At 46.4% G+C, this 19,652-nt stretch carries 11 protein-coding genes; 8 read left to right on the top strand and 3 right to left on the bottom strand.

Annotated elements, in window-relative coordinates:
- The first annotated feature begins 295 nt into the window (after positions 1-295).
- The 4 genes from GOL65_RS10580 (at position 296) to rlmB (ending at position 5,616) form a co-directional block, all read left to right on the top strand.
- A complete protein-coding gene (locus GOL65_RS10580; protein WP_140919691.1) occupies positions 296-1,594 on the top strand; it encodes an adenylosuccinate synthase in 1,299 nt (432 codons plus the stop codon).
- A 316-nt stretch (positions 1,595-1,910) separates the two neighbouring features.
- On the top strand, positions 1,911-2,360 hold the full coding sequence (gene nsrR / locus GOL65_RS10575) for a nitric oxide-sensing transcriptional repressor NsrR (protein ID WP_130590222.1): 450 nt from the start codon (positions 1,911-1,913) through the stop codon (positions 2,358-2,360).
- Between the two features lie 12 nt (positions 2,361-2,372).
- Positions 2,373-4,808, top strand: a complete 2,436-nt coding sequence (gene rnr / locus GOL65_RS10570; RefSeq protein WP_140919692.1) for a ribonuclease R — start codon at positions 2,373-2,375, stop codon at positions 4,806-4,808.
- Positions 4,809-4,881: 73 nt separating this feature from the next.
- Positions 4,882-5,616: a 23S rRNA (guanosine(2251)-2'-O)-methyltransferase RlmB gene (rlmB, locus tag GOL65_RS10565; RefSeq protein WP_140919693.1), complete on the top strand. Its 735-nt coding sequence runs from the start codon at positions 4,882-4,884 to the stop codon at positions 5,614-5,616.
- A gap of 315 nt (positions 5,617-5,931) precedes the next feature.
- Here the strand turns inward: rlmB and GOL65_RS10560 are convergent, their stop codons facing one another.
- Both GOL65_RS10560 and GOL65_RS10555 read right to left on the bottom strand, forming a co-directional pair.
- Complete coding sequence (locus tag GOL65_RS10560) at positions 5,932-6,615, bottom strand: glutathione S-transferase family protein (protein ID WP_140919694.1); 684 nt, start codon at positions 6,613-6,615, stop codon at positions 5,932-5,934.
- A 75-nt stretch (positions 6,616-6,690) separates the two neighbouring features.
- A complete protein-coding gene (locus tag GOL65_RS10555) occupies positions 6,691-7,647 on the bottom strand; it encodes an AEC family transporter (RefSeq protein ID WP_140919695.1) in 957 nt (318 codons plus the stop codon).
- A gap of 774 nt (positions 7,648-8,421) precedes the next feature.
- Here GOL65_RS10555 and GOL65_RS22220 point away from each other — a divergent pair.
- Genes GOL65_RS22220 through GOL65_RS22210 form a run of 3 tightly spaced genes read left to right on the top strand, consistent with a single transcriptional unit; the run spans position 8,422 to position 18,068 of the window.
- On the top strand, positions 8,422-9,123 hold the full coding sequence (locus tag GOL65_RS22220) for an ESPR domain-containing protein (RefSeq protein WP_228723089.1): 702 nt from the start codon (positions 8,422-8,424) through the stop codon (positions 9,121-9,123).
- On the top strand, positions 9,098-13,606 hold the full coding sequence (locus GOL65_RS22215; protein ID WP_228723088.1) for a beta strand repeat-containing protein: 4,509 nt from the start codon (positions 9,098-9,100) through the stop codon (positions 13,604-13,606). Before GOL65_RS22220 ends, GOL65_RS22215 begins: the two co-directional genes overlap by 26 nt.
- Entirely contained in the window at positions 13,557-18,068 is a 4,512-nt protein-coding gene (locus tag GOL65_RS22210) for an autotransporter outer membrane beta-barrel domain-containing protein (protein WP_228723087.1), read from the top strand. The genes GOL65_RS22215 and GOL65_RS22210 overlap by 50 nt, the downstream gene beginning before the upstream one ends.
- Positions 18,069-18,380: 312 nt before the next feature.
- Here GOL65_RS22210 and GOL65_RS10545 read toward each other — a convergent pair whose 3' ends face one another.
- A complete protein-coding gene (locus tag GOL65_RS10545; protein ID WP_140919696.1) occupies positions 18,381-19,040 on the bottom strand; it encodes a helix-turn-helix transcriptional regulator in 660 nt (219 codons plus the stop codon).
- Positions 19,041-19,163: 123 nt separating this feature from the next.
- Between GOL65_RS10545 and GOL65_RS10540 the strand changes: the two genes are divergently transcribed.
- A complete protein-coding gene (locus tag GOL65_RS10540) occupies positions 19,164-19,652 on the top strand; it encodes a YbaK/EbsC family protein (RefSeq protein ID WP_228723086.1) in 489 nt (162 codons plus the stop codon).

Genomic DNA, 19,652 nt, shown 5'->3' with positions numbered 1-19,652 from the left:
TGATTGGGAAGGGCTTGGGGGAAACTCCGGGCCCTTTTTGTATTTGGGATTTTGGGCGTTATTAATAGTTTAATGGTTTATTCATTTTTCTTATTAAAAGAAAATCCTGATGAAAAACCTTCATGGAAGATGCCCGTCAGGCAATCGATTACTTGCGCCAGAACAAAGAAATGACGATCTTTTAAGCTACTCAGGTTTTTATCTGGTCTGAGTTTAACTAAGTGTGTTAAAAAATACTGAAAGCAACGAAATGTAATGGTAGAATTCTTTTTTAACTGACTTGGTGAATAGTGAGATGGGCAAAAACGTCGTCGTACTGGGCACTCAATGGGGTGACGAAGGTAAGGGTAAGGTCGTTGACCTGCTGACTGAACGGGCTAAGTATGTTGTACGCTATCAGGGCGGACACAATGCGGGCCATACTCTGGTTATCAACGGTGAAAAAACCGTTCTTCATTTGATTCCTTCCGGTATTCTTCGCGAAAACGTTATCAGCGTAATTGGTAACGGTGTGGTGTTATCTCCAGAAGCTTTAATGAAAGAGATGCGTGAATTGGAAGATCGCGGCATTCCTGTGCGTGAGCGTCTGCTCCTGTCAGGTGCTTGTCCGCTGATCCTGCCTTATCATGTGGCTCTCGATGTAGCTCGTGAGAAAGCACGCGGTTCAAAAGCGATTGGCACCACAGGACGTGGTATCGGACCTGCTTATGAAGATAAAGCTGCTCGTCGTGCTCTGCGCGTCAGCGACTTATTTAACAAAGAGACGTTCGCGGCTAAGCTGAAAGAAGTGGTGGAATATCACAACTTCCAATTAGTGAATTACTACAAAGTTGACGCTGTTGATTATCAAACCGTTCTGGATGATGTCATGGCGGTTGCAGATATTTTAACCTCAATGGTGGTTGATGTATCTGATCTGCTGGACAACGCGCGCAAGAAAGGCGAGTTGATGATGTTTGAAGGGGCTCAGGGTACACTGCTGGATATTGACCACGGTTCATTCCCGTATGTTACCTCTTCGAATACTACCGCTGGTGGTGTTGCTACGGGTTCTGGCTTAGGTCCTCGTTATGTTGATTATGTATTAGGTATTGTAAAAGCCTATTCAACTCGCGTTGGTGCAGGTCCATTCCCGACAGAACTGTTTGATGATGTAGGTGAATTCCTTTGCCAGAAAGGCAATGAATTTGGCGCAACTACGGGTCGTCGTCGTCGTACTGGCTGGTTAGATGCTATCGCCGTTCGTCGTGCGGTACTGCTTAACTCGCTTTCTGGTTTCTGTATGACCAAACTGGACGTGCTGGATGGCCTGAAAGAAGTCAAAATCTGTGTTGGTTATCGTATGCCAGATGGTCGGGTTGTTGAAACTACGCCTCTGGATGCTGACGCCTGGGAAGGTATCGAACCAGTATATGAGAGCATGCCTGGCTGGTCTGAAACCACCTTTGGTGTTAAAGAGTTTGATAAACTGCCTCAGGCTGCGCGTAACTATATTAAGCGCGTTGAGGAGTTAACCGGTGTACCTGTAGATATCGTTTCTACCGGTCCTGACCGTACTGAAACAATGATTCTACGTGACCCATTTGACGCGTAAGTTTTATTATTGATGTACAGGTAAAAACCGGGCTAATCAGCCCGGTTTTTTTATCAGGAAAGTTATCCGCTTTGCCAGCTATCGTTTACTATAGGCTGATAATAGGCGGTGACATTTGTATGTATAATATGCAAACCGGATAATTTTCAAGCGAATAGTCAACATGTTTGCTATTCTAAAAAGAGAGAAATGAGTTCTTTTATTCGGCGCAAGGAGAAAAAAGCGCCAGAAATGCGGGTGAATCGTTAAGCTCGCGATATACAGCCGACAGGATGCTACTGGCTGTTTGGTACGTAATTATTGTTATGAGGTGTTTGTGCAATTAACCAGTTTTACCGATTATGGCTTGAGGGCCTTAATATATATGGCGTCGTTACCAGAGGGGGAGTTGACCAATATTACTGAGGTCACCGAAGTCTATGGAGTTTCGCGTAACCATATGGTGAAGATTATTAATCAGTTGAGTCGTGTCGGCCTGGTGGACGCCGTGCGCGGGAAAAATGGTGGTATTCGTTTAGGTAAGGCCGCAGAAGATATCCGAATTGGTGATGTGGTTCGAGCCATGGAGCCGCTGGCTCTGGTTAACTGCAGTCCGCAGTTCTGCCATATCACCCCTTCCTGCCGTTTAAAGATAGTATTGGATAATGCGGTAAAGGCTTTTTTACACGAACTCGATAGTCATACTCTTGCTGATATGGTGGTTGATAATACTGGACTTCAAACACTGCTGTTTATGGAGCATCCTGCCATATCGGTCAATAAATAATAAGGATAAATAATGACAAAAGATCCTTTCTTAGCCCGTGAAACTGAAAAGTACGGGGATCCCATTCCCAGCCGCGAATATATTCTCGATTTATTATCAAAGCGCCAGACGCCAGCCAGTCGTGATGAACTGGTAGAAGCACTGGGACTGGAAAGCGAAGAACAACAAGAGGCGCTGCGTCGCCGTTTAAGAGCGATGGAACGTGATGGCCAGCTGGTTTTCACCCGTCGCCAATGTTATGCCCTGCCGGAACGCCTGGATATGGTGAAAGGCACGGTAATCGGTCATCGTGATGGCTATGGTTTTTTACGGGTTGAAGGCAGTAAAGATGATTTATACCTTTCACCTGAACAGATGAAACTCACCATCCATGGGGATGTTATTTTAGCCCAGCCGATGGAGTTAGATCGTAAAGGTCGCCGCGAAGCTCGTGTAGTGCGAGTTTTAGTACCAAAGACCAGTCATATTGTCGGACGTTATTTCACTGACGCCGGAACTGGCTTTGTGGTGCCGGACGACAGCCGTCTGAACTTTGATATTTTGATTCCGCCAGAAAGCATCATGGGTGCCCGCATGGGCTATGTGGTGGTGGTTGAGCTGACTCAGCGACCAACTCGCCGCACTAAAGCTATCGGTAATATTATTGAAGTACTGGGCGACAATATGGGCACTTCAATGGCGGTAGACATCGCGCTGCGTACCCATGAAATTCCTTATGTCTGGCCTGAAGCAGTACTGAAAGAAGTTGAAGGTCTGAAAGAACAAGTACCAGAGAAAGCGAAAAAAGGGCGCGTTGATCTGCGTGATTTTCCGCTGGTTACCATTGATGGCGAAGATGCCCGCGACTTTGATGATGCAGTGTGCTGCGAGAAAAAAAGTGGTGGTGGCTGGCGCCTGTGGGTTGCTATTGCCGATGTCAGTTACTATGTCCGGCCGGGAACATCGCTGGATGCTGAAGCGCGTAGCCGTGGTAACTCGGTTTATTTCCCATCACAGGTTATTCCGATGCTGCCGGAAGTGTTATCTAACGGTCTCTGCTCGCTGAACCCTCAGGTCGATCGCCTGTGCATGGTTTGCGAAATGACGGTATCCAAAACCGGTAAGCTGACTTCATTTGAATTCTATGAAGCAGTGATGAATTCTCATGCTCGTCTGACTTATACCAAGGTCGCACATATCCTGGAAGGTGATGCCGACCTGCGTCAACACTATCAGCCGCTGGTTCCGATGCTGGAAGAGCTGCATAAATTGTACAAAGTGCTGGATAAGTCACGTGAACAGCGTGGTGGTATTTCATTCGAAACTGAAGAGCCGAAGTTTATCTTCAATGCCGAACGTCGTATCGAGCGTATTGAACCTCTGGTACGTAATGATGCGCATAAGATCATTGAAGAATGCATGATTCTGGCGAATATCTCAGCCGCTCGTTTTGTTGAGCGTGCGGAAGAGCCAGCGGTGTTCCGTATTCACGATCGCCCTAAAGGCGATAATCTGGCTTCATTGCGCAGCGTCTTGTCTGAACTGGGCCTGACTCTGGGCGGAGGCCTGGAGCCTGAACCGAAAGATTACGCCAAATTGATGGATGCCGTTGCCGATCGTCCGGATCGTGAAATGCTGCAAACCATGCTGTTGCGCTCGATGAAGCAAGCGGTTTATGACCCGGAAAATCGTGGTCACTTTGGTTTAGCGTTGGATGCCTACGCTCACTTTACCTCACCCATTCGTCGTTATCCTGACCTCTCTTTACATCGTGCAATCAAGTTTGTACTGTCCGGTAAGAAAGGCGGTTCAACTTCCAGCGGTGGTTGGCACTACTCTATGGAAGAGATGTTGCAGTTGGGTGAGCACTGTTCTATGACCGAACGTCGTGCTGATGAAGCCACGCGCGACGTAGCCGACTGGCTGAAGTGTGACTTTATGCAGGATCACGTAGGTGAAGTATTTAAAGGTACTATCTCCAGCGTGACTGGCTTTGGTTTCTTTGTACGTTTGGACGACCTGTATATTGATGGTTTAGTGCATGTTTCAACACTGGAAAATGACTACTATCGGTTTGATAATGTCGGTCAACGCTTAATTGGTGAGTCTTCCGGTCAGGCTTTCCGTCTCGGTGATAAAGTTGAGATAAAAGTTGAGGCTGTTCATTTGGATGAGCGCAAAATAGATTTTTCACTGGTTTCCAGTGAGCGTCGTCCACGCGGTGAAGGTAAAACTGAAAAAGAAAGGGGCAAAAAAGCTGCCCGTTCTAAAGCGGATAACTTTGCTGCTGACAGTAATGTTCGGGTAAAAGCGCCAAGAAGAAGCAAGCCTAAGCAGGAAGAGGCGGGAAGCAAAGCTAAAGCTCCGGCTAAATCTAAAACCAAAGCGAAGGCTAAACCTTCAGCAAAAACTAAAAAAATAACTGCAGCATTAAAGAGTAAACGGGCTAAGAAAGCCGCCGATCTTTAATCTGTCCGGTCATTATCGCAGGGCGGCCAGAGTGTCGCCCTGCTTTTATATAGTATTGAAGAAGAACTGAGACATGAGTGAAATTATTTACGGGATCCATGCTGTTCAATCACTGTTAGAACGCGATCCTCAACGTTTTATTGAAGTGTTTATTCTTAAAGGTCGTGAAGATCGCCGCCTGCTGCCGTTGATTCAGGAAATTGAGCAAAACGGTATTTCGGTTCAGGTCGCTAATCGCCAGTGGCTGGATAATAAGGCCGAAGGCGCAGTACATCAGGGAATTGTTGCCCGAGTTAAAGAAGGGCGTCAGTATCAGGAAAACGATCTACCAGATCTGCTTGAGGGATTAGAAAAGCCATTCCTGTTAGTGCTGGATGGTGTTACTGACCCTCATAATTTGGGTGCCTGTTTACGTAGTGCCGATGCGGCTGGAGTTCATGCGGTAATTGTTCCTCGTGACCGTTCAGCTCAACTGAACGCAACGGCGAAAAAAGTAGCCAGCGGCGCGGCAGAAACCGTTCCTTTGATTCGGGTGACTAATCTGGCCCGCGCCTTGCGATACCTGCAAGAACAAAATATCTGGATTGTGGGGACAGCGGGAGAAGCTGACCATACGCTGTATCAGACTAAATGTACTGGCCCGGTTGCTTTAGTCATGGGGGCGGAAGGCGAAGGTATGCGTCGTCTGACGCGTGAACACTGCGATGAGCTGATTAGTATTCCCATGGCGGGAAGTGTGTCATCACTGAACGTATCAGTGGCGACCGGCATATGCCTGTTTGAGATTGTGCGCCAGCGAGGAGAGTAGAGCCTTATTCGGTGACATTGTATTTATGCTGGTCTTATCATTGATAACAAACATTGATAGTTCAGTTTAGAACTTTAATATAGTTAATCGTTGGGAGGGACGGGTGTTGGGGTCGACTTGGCGTAAGCCAACGAAGCGCCCCTAACCCGGCCAGGCCCAACGCGCTCCGTAGCTGAGCATAGATGGTTTACCGACCGTTACCGATATTAATATAAGCACAGTACTTTTACGGTCGGAATATTAGCAGATGCTGATTTATTAGGTTTGTCAGCAGTCTGACGGTCAGTATGGATGCTGGTCATATTGTCTCTGAATCTATTCGGCTCTCAAATCATTTAACAGTACGCCAATCGCCAGTGCTTCCTGTTCGTGCCCCTCTTCGCGCCAGACTTCTTTAAGTGCTTCTTCTTCCCATTCCATCATGGACTGAAGGTTTAACAGACGTTCAGCATAGGCTTTGGCGGCTGGAGAAACCGGTAAGTCATAGCTTTGAATTCTGAACGCAACCGGTGCAAAAAAGGCATCCACGGCGGTGAACTTTTTACCAGCCAGAAAAGGACCGCCAAATTGATTTAGTCCTTGTTCCCACAGTTCACTGAGTCGTGCCAGTTCGGTAATGAGTGATTCTGATAGTTGATGCGGGCGAATTCGTACACCAACGCTCATTGGGCAACTGTTGCGTAATACGCTGAATCCGGAGTGCATTTCTGCACTGGCACAGCGGGCCCAGGCGCGAGCTTCCCGGGAGTCTGGCCAGACTTCAGGATAAGACTCGGCAAGATACTCAGCAATAGCCAGAGAGTCCCAGACAATGGTTTGATCGTCAACCAGACAAGGCACCTTTCCTGATGGAGAGAAGCGACGAAACTTCTCCCAGTTGGAACCGGTATCAAATGGAACGATACATTCTTCAAAGGGAATGCCTAACTGACTGAGTAAGATCCAGGGGCGAAGCGACCATGAGGAGTAATTTTTATTGGCAATATACAACTGATACATGATGAGCTTCTCCTGATTATCAATGAATAATTAAACACTTCAGTATTTGATTGTAGGCTAAAATTTTTCAATTGATTAAACCCGAACGCCAATCAGGGTCAGAATCAGCGGGGTGGTTACGGCTGACAGAATTGTTGAGATCACCATACTGGACGCCGCCGGACCAACAATAACGTTGAACTGGCGTGCCATCAGATAGACATTAACCCCAACCGCCATAGACCCCAATAACACAACGACTTGCGTTTCCATTGGCGGAAGGTTAAGAGCAACCGCCAGTAGCCAGACAATAAAGGGCTGTACGATAAGTTTTAGGGTACAAATCACCGAACTAATTTGCCAGCCATCCCGAATTCGATATTCCGCCAGCCCCATTCCTAAAGCAACCAATGACATAGGGGCTGCAATTTGCCCGAGCATGGTTACTGGTTGGTCAACAACCGCAGGTAAATCATAACCCGTTAAACTAAATAGCGTACCGGAGATGATGCCAATAATGAGCGGATTTTTTAGTACATTGACCGCTGTTTTAGCAAAGCCGTTGATAGAGAGTGAACCGCTACGCGACCATTCAACTGATACAGTGACCAGAGTCCAGAGGATTAACCCGTTAAACACCAATACCAGGGCAACGGAAGGCAGAGAGGCTTCACCAAGAGCCACCGTCGCTACCGGAATGCCTAACATAACGTTGTTAGAGAATATCCCTCCCAGTGCAAATACTGAACCTGAGGTGCCGTCCAGTTTTAGCATCTTTGCCGCCAGTATCCGACCAATTACAAAAACGATCAGGCAACTGCCAAAAAAGGCAATTAGTAGACGTGCATCCACCGGTGGCTGCTTAGAGAAGTTACACATCATACGGAACAGCATGGCGGGTAGTGTGACAGAGAAGACGAACTTAGTCAGGCCATCGGCGACATTCTTGCTCCATTTTGCCCAACGAATTAAGGCATATCCTAATATGGCCAGAATAAACAACGGTGCAGAAAGTACAATTTGATGCCACAGAGGAAGAAGGAAGCTTTGCATGTGATCCTGTTAAATGAATAGACAAATAATGATCGCGCTAATCATTTTGGTAATCTTTTTATATTAAGTATTTGCCAAATGATTAATTAATGACTATTACGTAGCGCGACTAAAACGTCAATACTCTGCGGGTGATTCAGAAATAAGTGCTTTATTTAGCTATCAGACAATGTGATAAAGCTGAAATTTTAACCATTTACAGAAATAGTTTTGAGCTGCCTTAGTGATTTTAAGCATTTTTTTAGTATGGTAAATATTAGTTTACACCCGGTACGATTTTAATTCTGTGGTTAATTTATTGAATATAATGAGGTTAATAAAGTCAATGAATTAAAATAGATTATATGGTTCCTAAAAAACTATTTTTTATTAAGAAATACTAATGGATTTATATAATCAGGTTGTTTTTTGAACGTTAAATCTATTTTTATTTATAAATAAACCATGTTTATATCATGGTTATATGTATAAAAAACACACGTTATTTTATTTCTTATTTTATAAAATATTATGAAAAACAAATTATTACATTTTCAAAGTGGTGAAATTTCAATAATGATACTATGTAAAAAATAAGCTATTTAAAAAGAATTTCTTCAATATTTAACCTCTATTAACTTGTTGTATAAAATACATGGGCTATTTTTTAAGTATGACCTTAATAATTAAACCTCTTTTTCTTTATAACTAATGGGAATGGGTTGTTGAATATAATATTTATATTGAATACCCCCTGTATTTGTGAGTATTTGTTTGTCCAATAGGTAATAATATATGAACACCATTTATAGACTGGTCTGGAGTGACACTCTTAATGCCATGGTGGTAGCCCCTGAAACAACAAAAGGAAGAAAGAAAGGTTCTGGACGAACAACACTGAAAACCGCACTAATACTGGCTCTTAGCCTTTTCCCGTTTATTTCGCATAGTGCAACTATTAATCAATCCTGGATAGGTAATTACACTTTTCCTGCACAAAGTCCGGACCAGCAGTTTCAAACTGGAGTGCATTTTAATATTGATGGCATCGATCAGAATGATAATACCGCAAACGATCAGCACTACCTGGCAGGTACCGTTCTTAATATCGTAGGGCCAATTCCTGTACTGGAAGCGGGCAGCAACGGTAACGTGATTAATGCAACGTTAAAAGATCTGTTGCTTCAGGGAAGAATAAAAACTATTCAGGCCCTGTCAAGCAGCCAGCAAGCTGAACAGATCACTGCTGATAATATAGATAGCTTTTTCTATTCTACTTCAGCAGGGCAGCCACAACAAAACCAGGAAGTTAATGTAACCATACCTGGCCTGGAAGGAAGTCAGTCAGTACTAAAAGTGTATGATTCTTCCACTTTTGGTACCAATACCTCTGAACAGGTTGGCGCTATTCAGTTACCAACTTATGATCCTTCTTCGATTAAAATATATAACAATTTAGGCATTGCTCGTATTGCCCCCGGTAGGTGGGACGGTTAATGTCTATTTGGGTGCTGATACCAACAGTAATACTGCGATTTCTGACGCGTCTAACACTATCTCATTACTTAGTAAACATACTACTCTGGCGGCGGCCGAAGGTACCGGGTCTGCAACCAGCGATGTTAACTGGTATTCAGATAACCGCATTAACTTTGCTCCGGCAATAGTCCTCCCTTCCGATACTCAGACCGGAACGGTAAGCAGTACTAAATACAGTCAGGAAATTAGTGTACCTGCTTATGGTATGGATGCGTCCGGTGAAGTGGTTCGTCTGGCGGACAAAACGTTTACGATTCAATCCGCGGCCGATATTGCCACGCTGAATGACTGGTTAATTCGGGATGATGGCACCACTCCCAGCCAGGTTCAGCTTTGGTTAGATGGCGAAGTAACCAGCAGCGATGGTAAGGTGATTAACTCTGCCAAAACTGCGCAGGATGCTTACAACTCTCTTATCTTATCTGTCCTGGCCCTGAGGGAAACCGACAGGGTTGATTGGGAATACCATATCTGGCAGGACGGACTGGCACACAGTAATAATGGCACTCTGGATACCGGCGAGCTGAATGTCATTCTGGCGACCGGTTCTAATGCCTCAGGTATTATTACTTCAGAAGGCAGTCTGGCGGTGAGCGGTGCCAGTTCGGTAATGCATGCCAAAGATAATGCTACTTTAATTAATCAGGGTGCTCTAAACGCCTGGCGTGAAAGTGGCAATAGCCCACTTTCTGATGGCATGCTGGCGGAGGATTCCAGCGCCACTAACCTGGGTACGATTAATGCCGGTCTGTTTATTGAGAAGAATGGTACTAACCAGAACGTCAATAACAATGGCTCTTATGCTATGCACGGCAAGGGCAACAGTACTCTGACCAATAGCTCACTGATTAATGCTGCATTAACCAATGGTGATAGTGACGGCGCTGCGGGCATGGTGGCAGAAGGAAATACCCAGGCAACTAACGATGGCCGAATTAATCTTGTCAGCAATAGCCATAATGCCAGGGGTAAAGCTTCTGGTTATGGTGCAGATATCAGCGGTAGCTCAACCTTTGTGAATAGTGCCAGCGGTGAGATTTATGTTGGTACTCAGGCACAAACCTCGATGACCGATAGTTATTCCGACGTCAATATGATTGGCGGTGCCTCACAGGCTGCCGGTGTGCGAACCAGTAGCAGCGGCAACGTAACCAATGATGGCACCATTATTCTGGGATCTAAGGTTCGTAATGCCGTTGGTATGCTGGTCAATGGTGCCAGTGGTCTGGTCATCAATAACGGACGAATTGAAGTATTAGGTACCAAGGTACTTGGTTATGTAGCGCAAAACTTTGGCCTGTCGGCGATTGATACCACGACGGTGAGAAATAACGGCGATATTTATGTCAATGGTGATAACAACGTAGCATTAAACGTGTTGGCAAATAAAGCCAATGCCGATGTTCAGTCTTTAGGTGGCACCATTACCGTGGATGGCTCCGGTGATATTAATTACCGTAACTTTGCTGTGTTTGTTGAAGGTGATAATAGTTATCGCGCCACCGGGAATATTGCTTCACAAATAATCCTGAATGCCAGAGGTGCGGTAGGGGTTCATGCCCGGGGTAATGCACTGATTAATGTTCAACCTTCAGCCACTATTCAGTTTAACGGTGAAAATCAGATCGGTTATTACGCCTATGGCCCACAGGCGGAAATCGATTTGGCTACTGCTACCTTGGGTGACAATGGACAAGCGGGAACTATTCTGTTTGCTATCGACCACGGTGCCAGCTTTACCGGTAGTTCAACCGGAAGTCTGGCAAATCCTTACAATCTGACCGTCAGCGGTGCAGGATCGGTCGCAGTACATACCAATGGGCGCGACGGTTCAACTGCATCAAGATTATTAACCGGTGATGCTCAAATTCATGTTAAAGGAGAGCAGGCTGTTGGTGTGAAAGTAACCGGTGGTGCCCAGGGTGTTATCAGTGATGGTGCTATTCTGCTGGAGAACAATAATACTACAGCAGTAGTCGTTGATGGACGGGATTATAAAATCAACGGCAATATCAGCACGACGACTCTGCCAACTATTGTTGATTCCCATGCTGACATCAGTACTCAAAGCTCTCAGAGCGGTATTAAAGGATATGACGTTTCCTATAATGGCCAGTTAATTCTGGGCAATGATTCCGGTATGCAACTGGGGGGCAGCGATAATATTGGTGTTTATCTGCACAATGGCGGAATTGCTACCAATAACTCTGATATCGCCGTTGAAGGTGATAACAACCTCGGGGTATATATTCAGAATCAGGGGCAGCTAACCAATAGAGGTACCATCTCCGTTAGCCGTAGCGCAGGTAGTACAGGCCCAAGTAGTAGCGTTGGGGTTAAAGTTGAAGGCAGTGGCGCCGTGGTGAATAAACTGGGTGTGGTGACTGCCAATGGTGGTCTGGCTGCCGTACAGTTAATTAATGGCGCTACATTAACCATCAACGGTAATGATAACCGGGTAGATGCGACGGATGGTGCTCACGGTATTCTGATGGATACCGGTGCGGTTTCTCTGACGGCACAAAATACTACCATCAACGTCAGCGGCAGCGGTGCAGGTATCCAGAACAACGCCAACAGTTCTAACATCAAACTGAATAACGTGACGATTAATGCGGCAGATGGCCCGGCAATACGTACTGCGGTGACATTTACTGCCGATGACAGTAATGCCAATACCGGTAACGTGCTGAACGTTATGGGCGACGATAGCAACTTCAGCGGCGCGGGCTTCGCTTTTGAAAATGAAGATGGTAGTAACACTACCGGTGATTTGCATATTGGTAGCGGTTATACCATCAACGTAGATAACGCCACCCATACTGCAACAGGGGATGCTATTCGTGCAAGAACCGACGGCAGCGTTGATACTCAGGCCAATATTTATGTTGATGCAGCGGGTGGTGCGGCTATTTATGCGCCGATAGCCCTTGGCAGTATCAGTAATGGTGGTGTGATTAACAGCTTCAGTGAAGGGTCGAATATTGTTCAGGCGGCTCTGGCTGGCGCATTTACCAATACCGGTTCTATTACAGCGGGTAGTACCACCAGTCAGATGGATGTTATTGATATCAGTGGTGCTGGTACCGGTAGTCGAACCATTCTTAATGATACCAATGCTTCTATTATTGCTAACAGTCAGCAGGCTACGCTGATTAACGCTGGTGGTAGTGCCAATAATACTATTACGAATAAAGGAACATTGCAGGCTGTCAGTGATACTGCGTTAGCCATTCAGTCAGGCAGCGGCAATGATGTTATTACTCTCGACGGCGGCGCAACGCGCGGCGTAATCAATGCGGACTCAGGCCAGGATCGTTTCGTCTGGAATAGCGGTACTTTTGCCGGAGAAGTTAACTTCTCCGGAGCTGACGGTGGTGATTCCGCACAGTTGGGTAATGTTGATCTGTTTGCCACTCGCCACATTCTTAGTGAAGGGGGAACAGACAGTCAACTGACATTAACCGATACCCATTTATGGAATGGCGCAGGTCCAAGTGCCAAAATTGGTTCTCTGACAACTGACGATCTGGCTAAAGCGACAAACATAGGTACTGGCTGGAATAGTCTTGCGGTTTCCGGCAGTCAGGCAGATGTCCGTATTGTTGATAATCTGGCGCTATCCGGCACGACTCCAACCATTAGTGTGGCCAATGGTGCCACCTTACGTGCTGCTGATAACATCAGTGATGCCACTAAAGCCACATTGAATAACTATGATGTCGCCACCAGTGGCAGCACCAGTAAAGTGGTACTGGATGGTACATCTGCCACTCAAGTCTACAGCGGGGTGATTAGTGGTGACGGTCAGCTTGAACGTGGTGCTATCGGAACCACTATCTTACTGGGAGAAAATACCTACACCGGTAATACATTAATTGATGCTACGGGCGCATTACAAATTGGTGATGGCGGTACCAGCGGCAGCCTGTCTGAAGCCACATCCATTATCGATAACGGCCTGTTTACCATTGATTTATCAAAAGAGTTAACGTTAAGCGGAGCTATCGTTGGTACCGGTGCATTCCATCAGATCGGCAGTGGTTTAACCCGACTGAACGGTAATAACAGTTATCAGGCAGAAACGCGTGTTGATAATGGGACCTTGCTGATTAATGGCGATCAAAGTGCGGCTACCGGGCTGACAACAGTACTTTCGGGCGCATCACTGGGCGGTAAAGGCACCATTGGTGGTGATGTGGTTATGAATGCTAATAGCATTCTTACACCGGGAGACAATAGCGCCAGTACATTAAATATTAAAGGTAACCTGGACCTTACCAGTACTACCCAAAGTAATTTCCAATTGGGTTTGGCATACAATCAGGGCGGTGATTTGAATGACCTGGTGAATGTGAAAGATCTGGTATTGAAAGGTCAGGTGAATGTTGATGTTTCTCAGGGGGGGGTACTTTGGCCCGGGAGTTTATCGTCTGTTTAACTACTCCGGCAATATCACCAATGATGCTTCCGATCCGAATGATGCCAACAACACTCTGACCATCGGTTCAATTCCGTCAACGGCAGACAGAAACAACGTATTTGTTCAAACCTCAATTGATACAGAAGTTAACCTGGTAAACGGTAATAATCTGACGCTGCAATTCTGGGATGGCGGTGAATTTTCGCACCATGGTATCGATGGCGTGGTAGGTAACAAAAAAGTAGATGGTGGTGTGGGTAACTGGCTGGCACCGGGTAACTCATTGGGTGATAACAACTGGACGCTACCGGACGGTAATGGTAATGCCCCATGGCAGCAGGCTTCATTTGCGATTTTTCAGGGAGAAGCTGCGGCAGTTACGGTCAATGACAGCCTTGGTGACATCGTATTGGCTGGCGCGCAGTTTGCTTCATCGGGTTATGTGATTGGTGGGGATGTTATCAAGATTGTTGAAACCAACACATCTATGGCTCCTGAGTTTTATACCGGACAAACTGTTGGTACAGGTGATTTCCTGATTCGTGTCGGTGTTGGTGGTGCGGGTGCCGATTATACTGCCACCATTAATTCAGACCTCCAGCAGCTTGACAGCAGTGATTCACTGACGTTGCTGAAAACTGATAATGGTCGTCTGATCCTAAAAGGAAATAACAGCTACACCGGAGGAACCCGTATCAACGGTGGTATTTTGCAGATATCTGCAGAACAAAACCTGGGGCAACTGGGTACATCACTGACGATTAATAACGGTTCTACCTTACAAAATGGGGCAGACTTTACCACTCAACGTGAAATCTTCCTGGGAACCTCAGGGGGTAATTTCGACCTGAATGGTTATACGTTAAATACCCAGGGGCTGATTAGCGGTAACGGCGCATTGACAGTCCTCAGTAGTAAAACCCAAAGAGACAGCACCCTAAACCTTGATCTGTTAAATGACTATCAGGGTGACACCACAGTGAAAGGCACTAACGGCCTGAGTCAGGTGGTGGTCAATGCCAACATTACCGGAGCATTAGGTAAAAGCAGCAGCCTGGTTACTCTGGAAACTGGTTCTACTGTCAATATGAATGCGGCCAGTAGTGCGGAACAGCATCATTTCTCTGTAGACAGTAGTACCCTGAACTTCAACGATACTTCATCGGCAAATACTGCGCTGATTGATGGTAAAGCCAATGGCGTGATTAACTTCTTTGGCCAGTCAAATAGCGCACAGTCCAATATTAATCTGTTAAGTACTTCAACGCTGAATCTGGCTGATAATTCTAATGCGGGCTCTGCTTTGATTACCAACAGCGGAACCGTTGCGTTCTTTGGTCAGGCTTTAGCGGAAAACGCCACCATTGTGAATCAGGTAGGTGGGGTAGTTGATACCAGTAATGCCTCAACAACGGTTGGCTCTCTGTCTGGTGCTGGTGATGTTCACTTGGGTGCAAATACCTTAACGGAAGGAACGCTTAATCGTAGTGAAACCATTAGCGGTGTCATCAGCGGTATTGGTGGCGGTTTCACTAAGACCGGTAGCGGAACGCTGACATTCTCCGGTAACAATAGCTATACCGGTAATACGCTGATCGAACAGGGTATCCTATTGGTAAATGGTCAGCAGGGTACTGCAACGGGTGACGTTAGCGTTATGGCTCAAACTACGTTGGGTGGTTCTGGCGTATTGGGTGGTCATGTTAGCGTAGCTGACGATGGGCATATTGCAGCAGGCTCTACCATTGGTGAGGTTGGTGTATTAACCATGGGTGGTCTGACCCTGGCAGATAATGCTCAACTGGATTATCAACTGGGCCAGGCTTATCACCCGGGTGGTGCTTATAACGACCTGATGAATGTCAACGGTGATCTGGATCTCAACGGTAAACTGAATATCACCCAGCCTGCCGGTGGTCGATTTGATGTGGGTGTTTACCGCTTGATCAACTACACCGGTTCTCTAACTAATAACGTATTGGATATCGCCAGTGGTCCGGTGGCGGCAGAAGACCTGTATGTTCAGACTTCAGTTGCTAATCAGGTGAATCTGGTTAACCGTGCAGGTACCACTTTACGTTTCTGGGATGGTACCGGTGGCACTGGCGGTAACCTGAAAAACAATAATACGATTGATGGTGGTGATGGTCTATGGCAGGCCAGCGCAGGCAATGATAACTGGACTACCAATGAAACCACGCCTGAAGGGGCATTTAATGCGCCATACAGTGATGATGCTTTTGCGGTATTTGAGGGTAATAAAGGTACTGTAACGGTTGATAACAGTCTGGGAACGGTTCGCATTAGCGGAGCACAGTTTGCTTCCGATGGTTATTTGGTTACTGGTGGCAGCATCACTACTAATACGGCAGATACGGTGATTCGGGTAGGCGATGGTACTGCGCCGGGCGCATCTTATACTGCAACTATTGATAGTGTAATTACCGGCAGCGGCGGTCTGGATAAAGCGGATATCGGCAGATTAATTCTCAACGGTAATAATGATTATCTGGGAGGTACCACCATCAGTGGCGGTACGCTGCAAGTCTCCGGTGATAACAATCTGGGGCTGATATCAAACGGCATTACCATTAACGGCGGTACATTACGTTATGGTGCGGCATTTGATACTGCTCGTGAAGTTAGCCTTGGTAGCTATGGTGGCGCTATTGATACTGCGGGTCAGGTAGTTTCATTGCTAACCGCGGTGACCGGTGAAGGTAAATTAACTAAAACCGGTGAAGGTCAGTTAACCCTGACTCAGGACAGCACCTATACCGGCGGAACGGTGATAGATCAAGGCGCATTGAAATTAGGTACCGGCGGCACTATTGGTAGTATTTCTGGTGATGTGTTGAATAACGGAATATTACAGGTTGATCGCTCTGACCGTTATACCCTTGATGGTGTGATGAGCGGAACAGGTCAATTGTGGCAGCAAGGTAGCGGTACTACGGTACTTGCCGGACAAAATAGTTATACCGGTCGAACACTGGTGGAACAGGGAACATTGTTGGCTCAGGGTGCAAATACGCTTAGTGCTGGCTCTATCCACGTAGTAAGTCGTGATGCCTTACTGGATACCGGCGGTAGTAACCAGACCGTTGCCGGTATTTTGAATCAGGGAATCATCTCGTTACGTGGTGCACAGGTTGGTTCAACCCTGACGGCTAAAGGTGATTATGTTGGTCTGAATGGGGTTATTAAATTAGCAGCCCAACAGCAGCCGGGTAGTAACGGTACCGCTGACCGACTGGTGATTGATGGCGGCAACGTATCTGGCAAAACTATTCTGGATATTGATGTCAGCCAGTTAGGTGGGCAGAGCGTTGGTGATGGTATTGAGGTGGTTACGGCTCTGAATGGCGCAACTACTACCGCACAAAGCTCCCGTGATGGTTTTGCTCTGACGGCTGACCATTTGGAAGCCGGTGCTTATCAGTATCAACTGTTTGCCGGTAACGCTCAGGGCCGCGGTGAGAACTGGTATTTACGTACTGCCTATCGCCCGGAAGTGCCGTTGATGACGTCTGTTGCACCTCTGATTCGTCAGTCGGATCTGGCGGTTCTGGGTACTCTTCACCAACGTGTAGGGGATGAATTGACCGTTAATGAAGGCAGCGAGCTGTCTCATGAAAATCGGGTGTGGGGCCGAATGATTGGTAAATCTTCTGATTTAACCCTTAACGATCAGGTTGGTTCTAAGCTGAATGCCCATATGACTGGATTGCAGGTTGGTGTTGATGTTTACAGCAATCGCAACTGGAAAGCCGGTTTTTATACTTCGGTGATGGATGTTAATAGTAACGTGGTTGGTGATTTCTCCGGCAGCCGGGGAACGGCGGGATCAATTGACTCCAATTCGCTCTATTTGGGTGGTTATGCCACTTACACCGCTGATAATGATTTTTATCTCGACAGTGTGTTGCAATATGGTAACCACAGCATTGATGTGAATCTGAAAACCGGGAGTACCAACTATCATCCTGATGGTAATACGTTGATGGCCTCCCTTGAAATGGGCAAACCTTTCCGAATTGCTGAGAGTGCATGGCGAATTGAACCTCAGGCTCAGATAATCTATCAATATAGCGATTTTGATAGTATTGGCCTGAGTGGCAACTCTAATACTACAGCATCAATGGATTCAGATGATTCGGTAATTGGTCGCTTGGGAGTTCGTATTGTGGGTGATTATCCAACCGATAAAGGGAAAATTCAGCCGTATGTGCGCGTAAACCTGTGGCAGGGGCTATCTGGCGGTAAAGATAGTTCTCGCTTCAGTAATAACGTTGCCAGTACTTCGTTAAGTTCAGATCAAAACTATCAGAGTACTGAAGTGGCTATTGGTGGCACCTGGAACATTAGCGATAAGGTACAAACTTATGGTGAAGTGGGGAAAACCTACAGTAATAACAGCAATGACTCTCAGGTGGAATCGTCGGTTGCTGGATCGGTAGGGTTTAAGGTTAGGTTCTGATTGGGGTGATGGGGATGGTGGTCTTTGGGTGCTGATAAATGAATTAAATCGGCATCAATGGGTATTCCGGCCGTAAAAACAATTGAGCGAATATAGCTCATGTGCTCGGCCGGAAGACCGTTTGTACTTAGCTTTGGAGTGCGTTGGGCCTAGCCGGGTTAGGGGCACTTCGTTGGCTTACGCCAAGTCGACCCCAACACCCGTCTCTCCCAACGATTAGCTATTAGGGCCATGGCTAAGTCACCAGATTTTGTCATCAATTAAAAACGGCGGCCAACAGGCTGCCGTTTGTTTATGTTCAATTTTAAAAATTCATTGCCCTTTCAGGGCGTTATAAATTGAGACTCTGGAGATGCCGAGGGTGTCGGCGGCGGTGGTAGCGGCTCCGCGTAGCTGGAGCATTCCCTGATCGGATAGGTGGCGGATGAGTTTTTGTCGCTGTTGAGAGGTGAGGGCACGAGGCTGGGTGTTTAGTGTGGCGGCGTAGTGGTTGATCTCTGTTTTGATGTCGTCCAGTTTCCATGATTTTAGTGATTCATTCAGCGGGGCTTCGTGGTTATTCACAGCGGTTAGCTGGCTGAGCACTTGCTGCATGGTATTAAATAGCGAAATATCCAGATTCATACACAGGGCTGCGACGAATTCTCCCTGACTGTTTCTTAGTCCTATCGAGGTGCTTTTAGCTGGCCTGCCATCGGGAAAGTGATTTTCATAGTTTTGTACTACATCAGGAAATTGATCGTCCTGAATTCTTGCCAGACCCATCTCTGTTGCCGGATCGCTAATTTGGCGTCCCGAAAGCGGGTTTTCCATAGCGATAATGGCATGTTCCGGGTGAGTCAGATCGTGCAATACCACCTCACAGCTGGGGGCAAACATTTTACCCAGCGCCGTCGCTATTTTTTTCGCTTCACGCAGTAATAGTTGATTTTCATTTTCAGCAGGTGAAGAGGGTTGTTTATTTGATGGCATCAGTCTGGTATCCGATTTTACTTTCTGTTGACTCTTATACAATATGATAAGAAGTTTATAGCATATTTGATGGGGGAACGAGTATGCTTTCCGGCATCTTGCACCTTACAAAGGGAGGACATTGTGTCATCAGTTATTTTTAACCAGCTTATTGCTTTATTAGATGGTGGGCAGGCTCGCTATCGGGTCATTGAACATGCCAGTGCCGGGCGTTCTGAAGAGGCGGCTAAAGCCAGAGGAACGCAAATTGAACAGGGAGCTAAGGCACTGGTGTGCCATGTAAAAGGCAATGGTATCAAGCAACATGTTTTGGCAGTACTTCCTGCTCATCGTAAAGCTAACTTGCTAATGCTGGCTCAAAAATTAGGCGGAACGCGAGCATCACTGGCCAGTCCACAAGAAGTGATGGCGCTAACTCAGTGTGTGTTTGGTGCTATCCCTCCTTTTAGTTTTCATCCTGACCTTAAGCTGGTGGTTGACCCTTTGCTATTTCAACAATTGGACGAGATGGTTTTTAATGCCGGATCGTTAGAAAGATCGCTGTTGCTTAATGTGGAAGATTACCAACGTATTGTTAAACCAGAGCAAGTTGAATTTTCGGAATCAGCCTGA

This window comes from Limnobaculum xujianqingii (assembly GCF_013394855.1).
GTDB classification, from domain to species: Bacteria; Pseudomonadota; Gammaproteobacteria; order Enterobacterales; family Enterobacteriaceae; genus Limnobaculum; species Limnobaculum xujianqingii.
The sequence above is the reverse complement of the archived record's forward strand: the minus strand, read 5'-3'. Positions and strand labels throughout refer to the sequence as shown.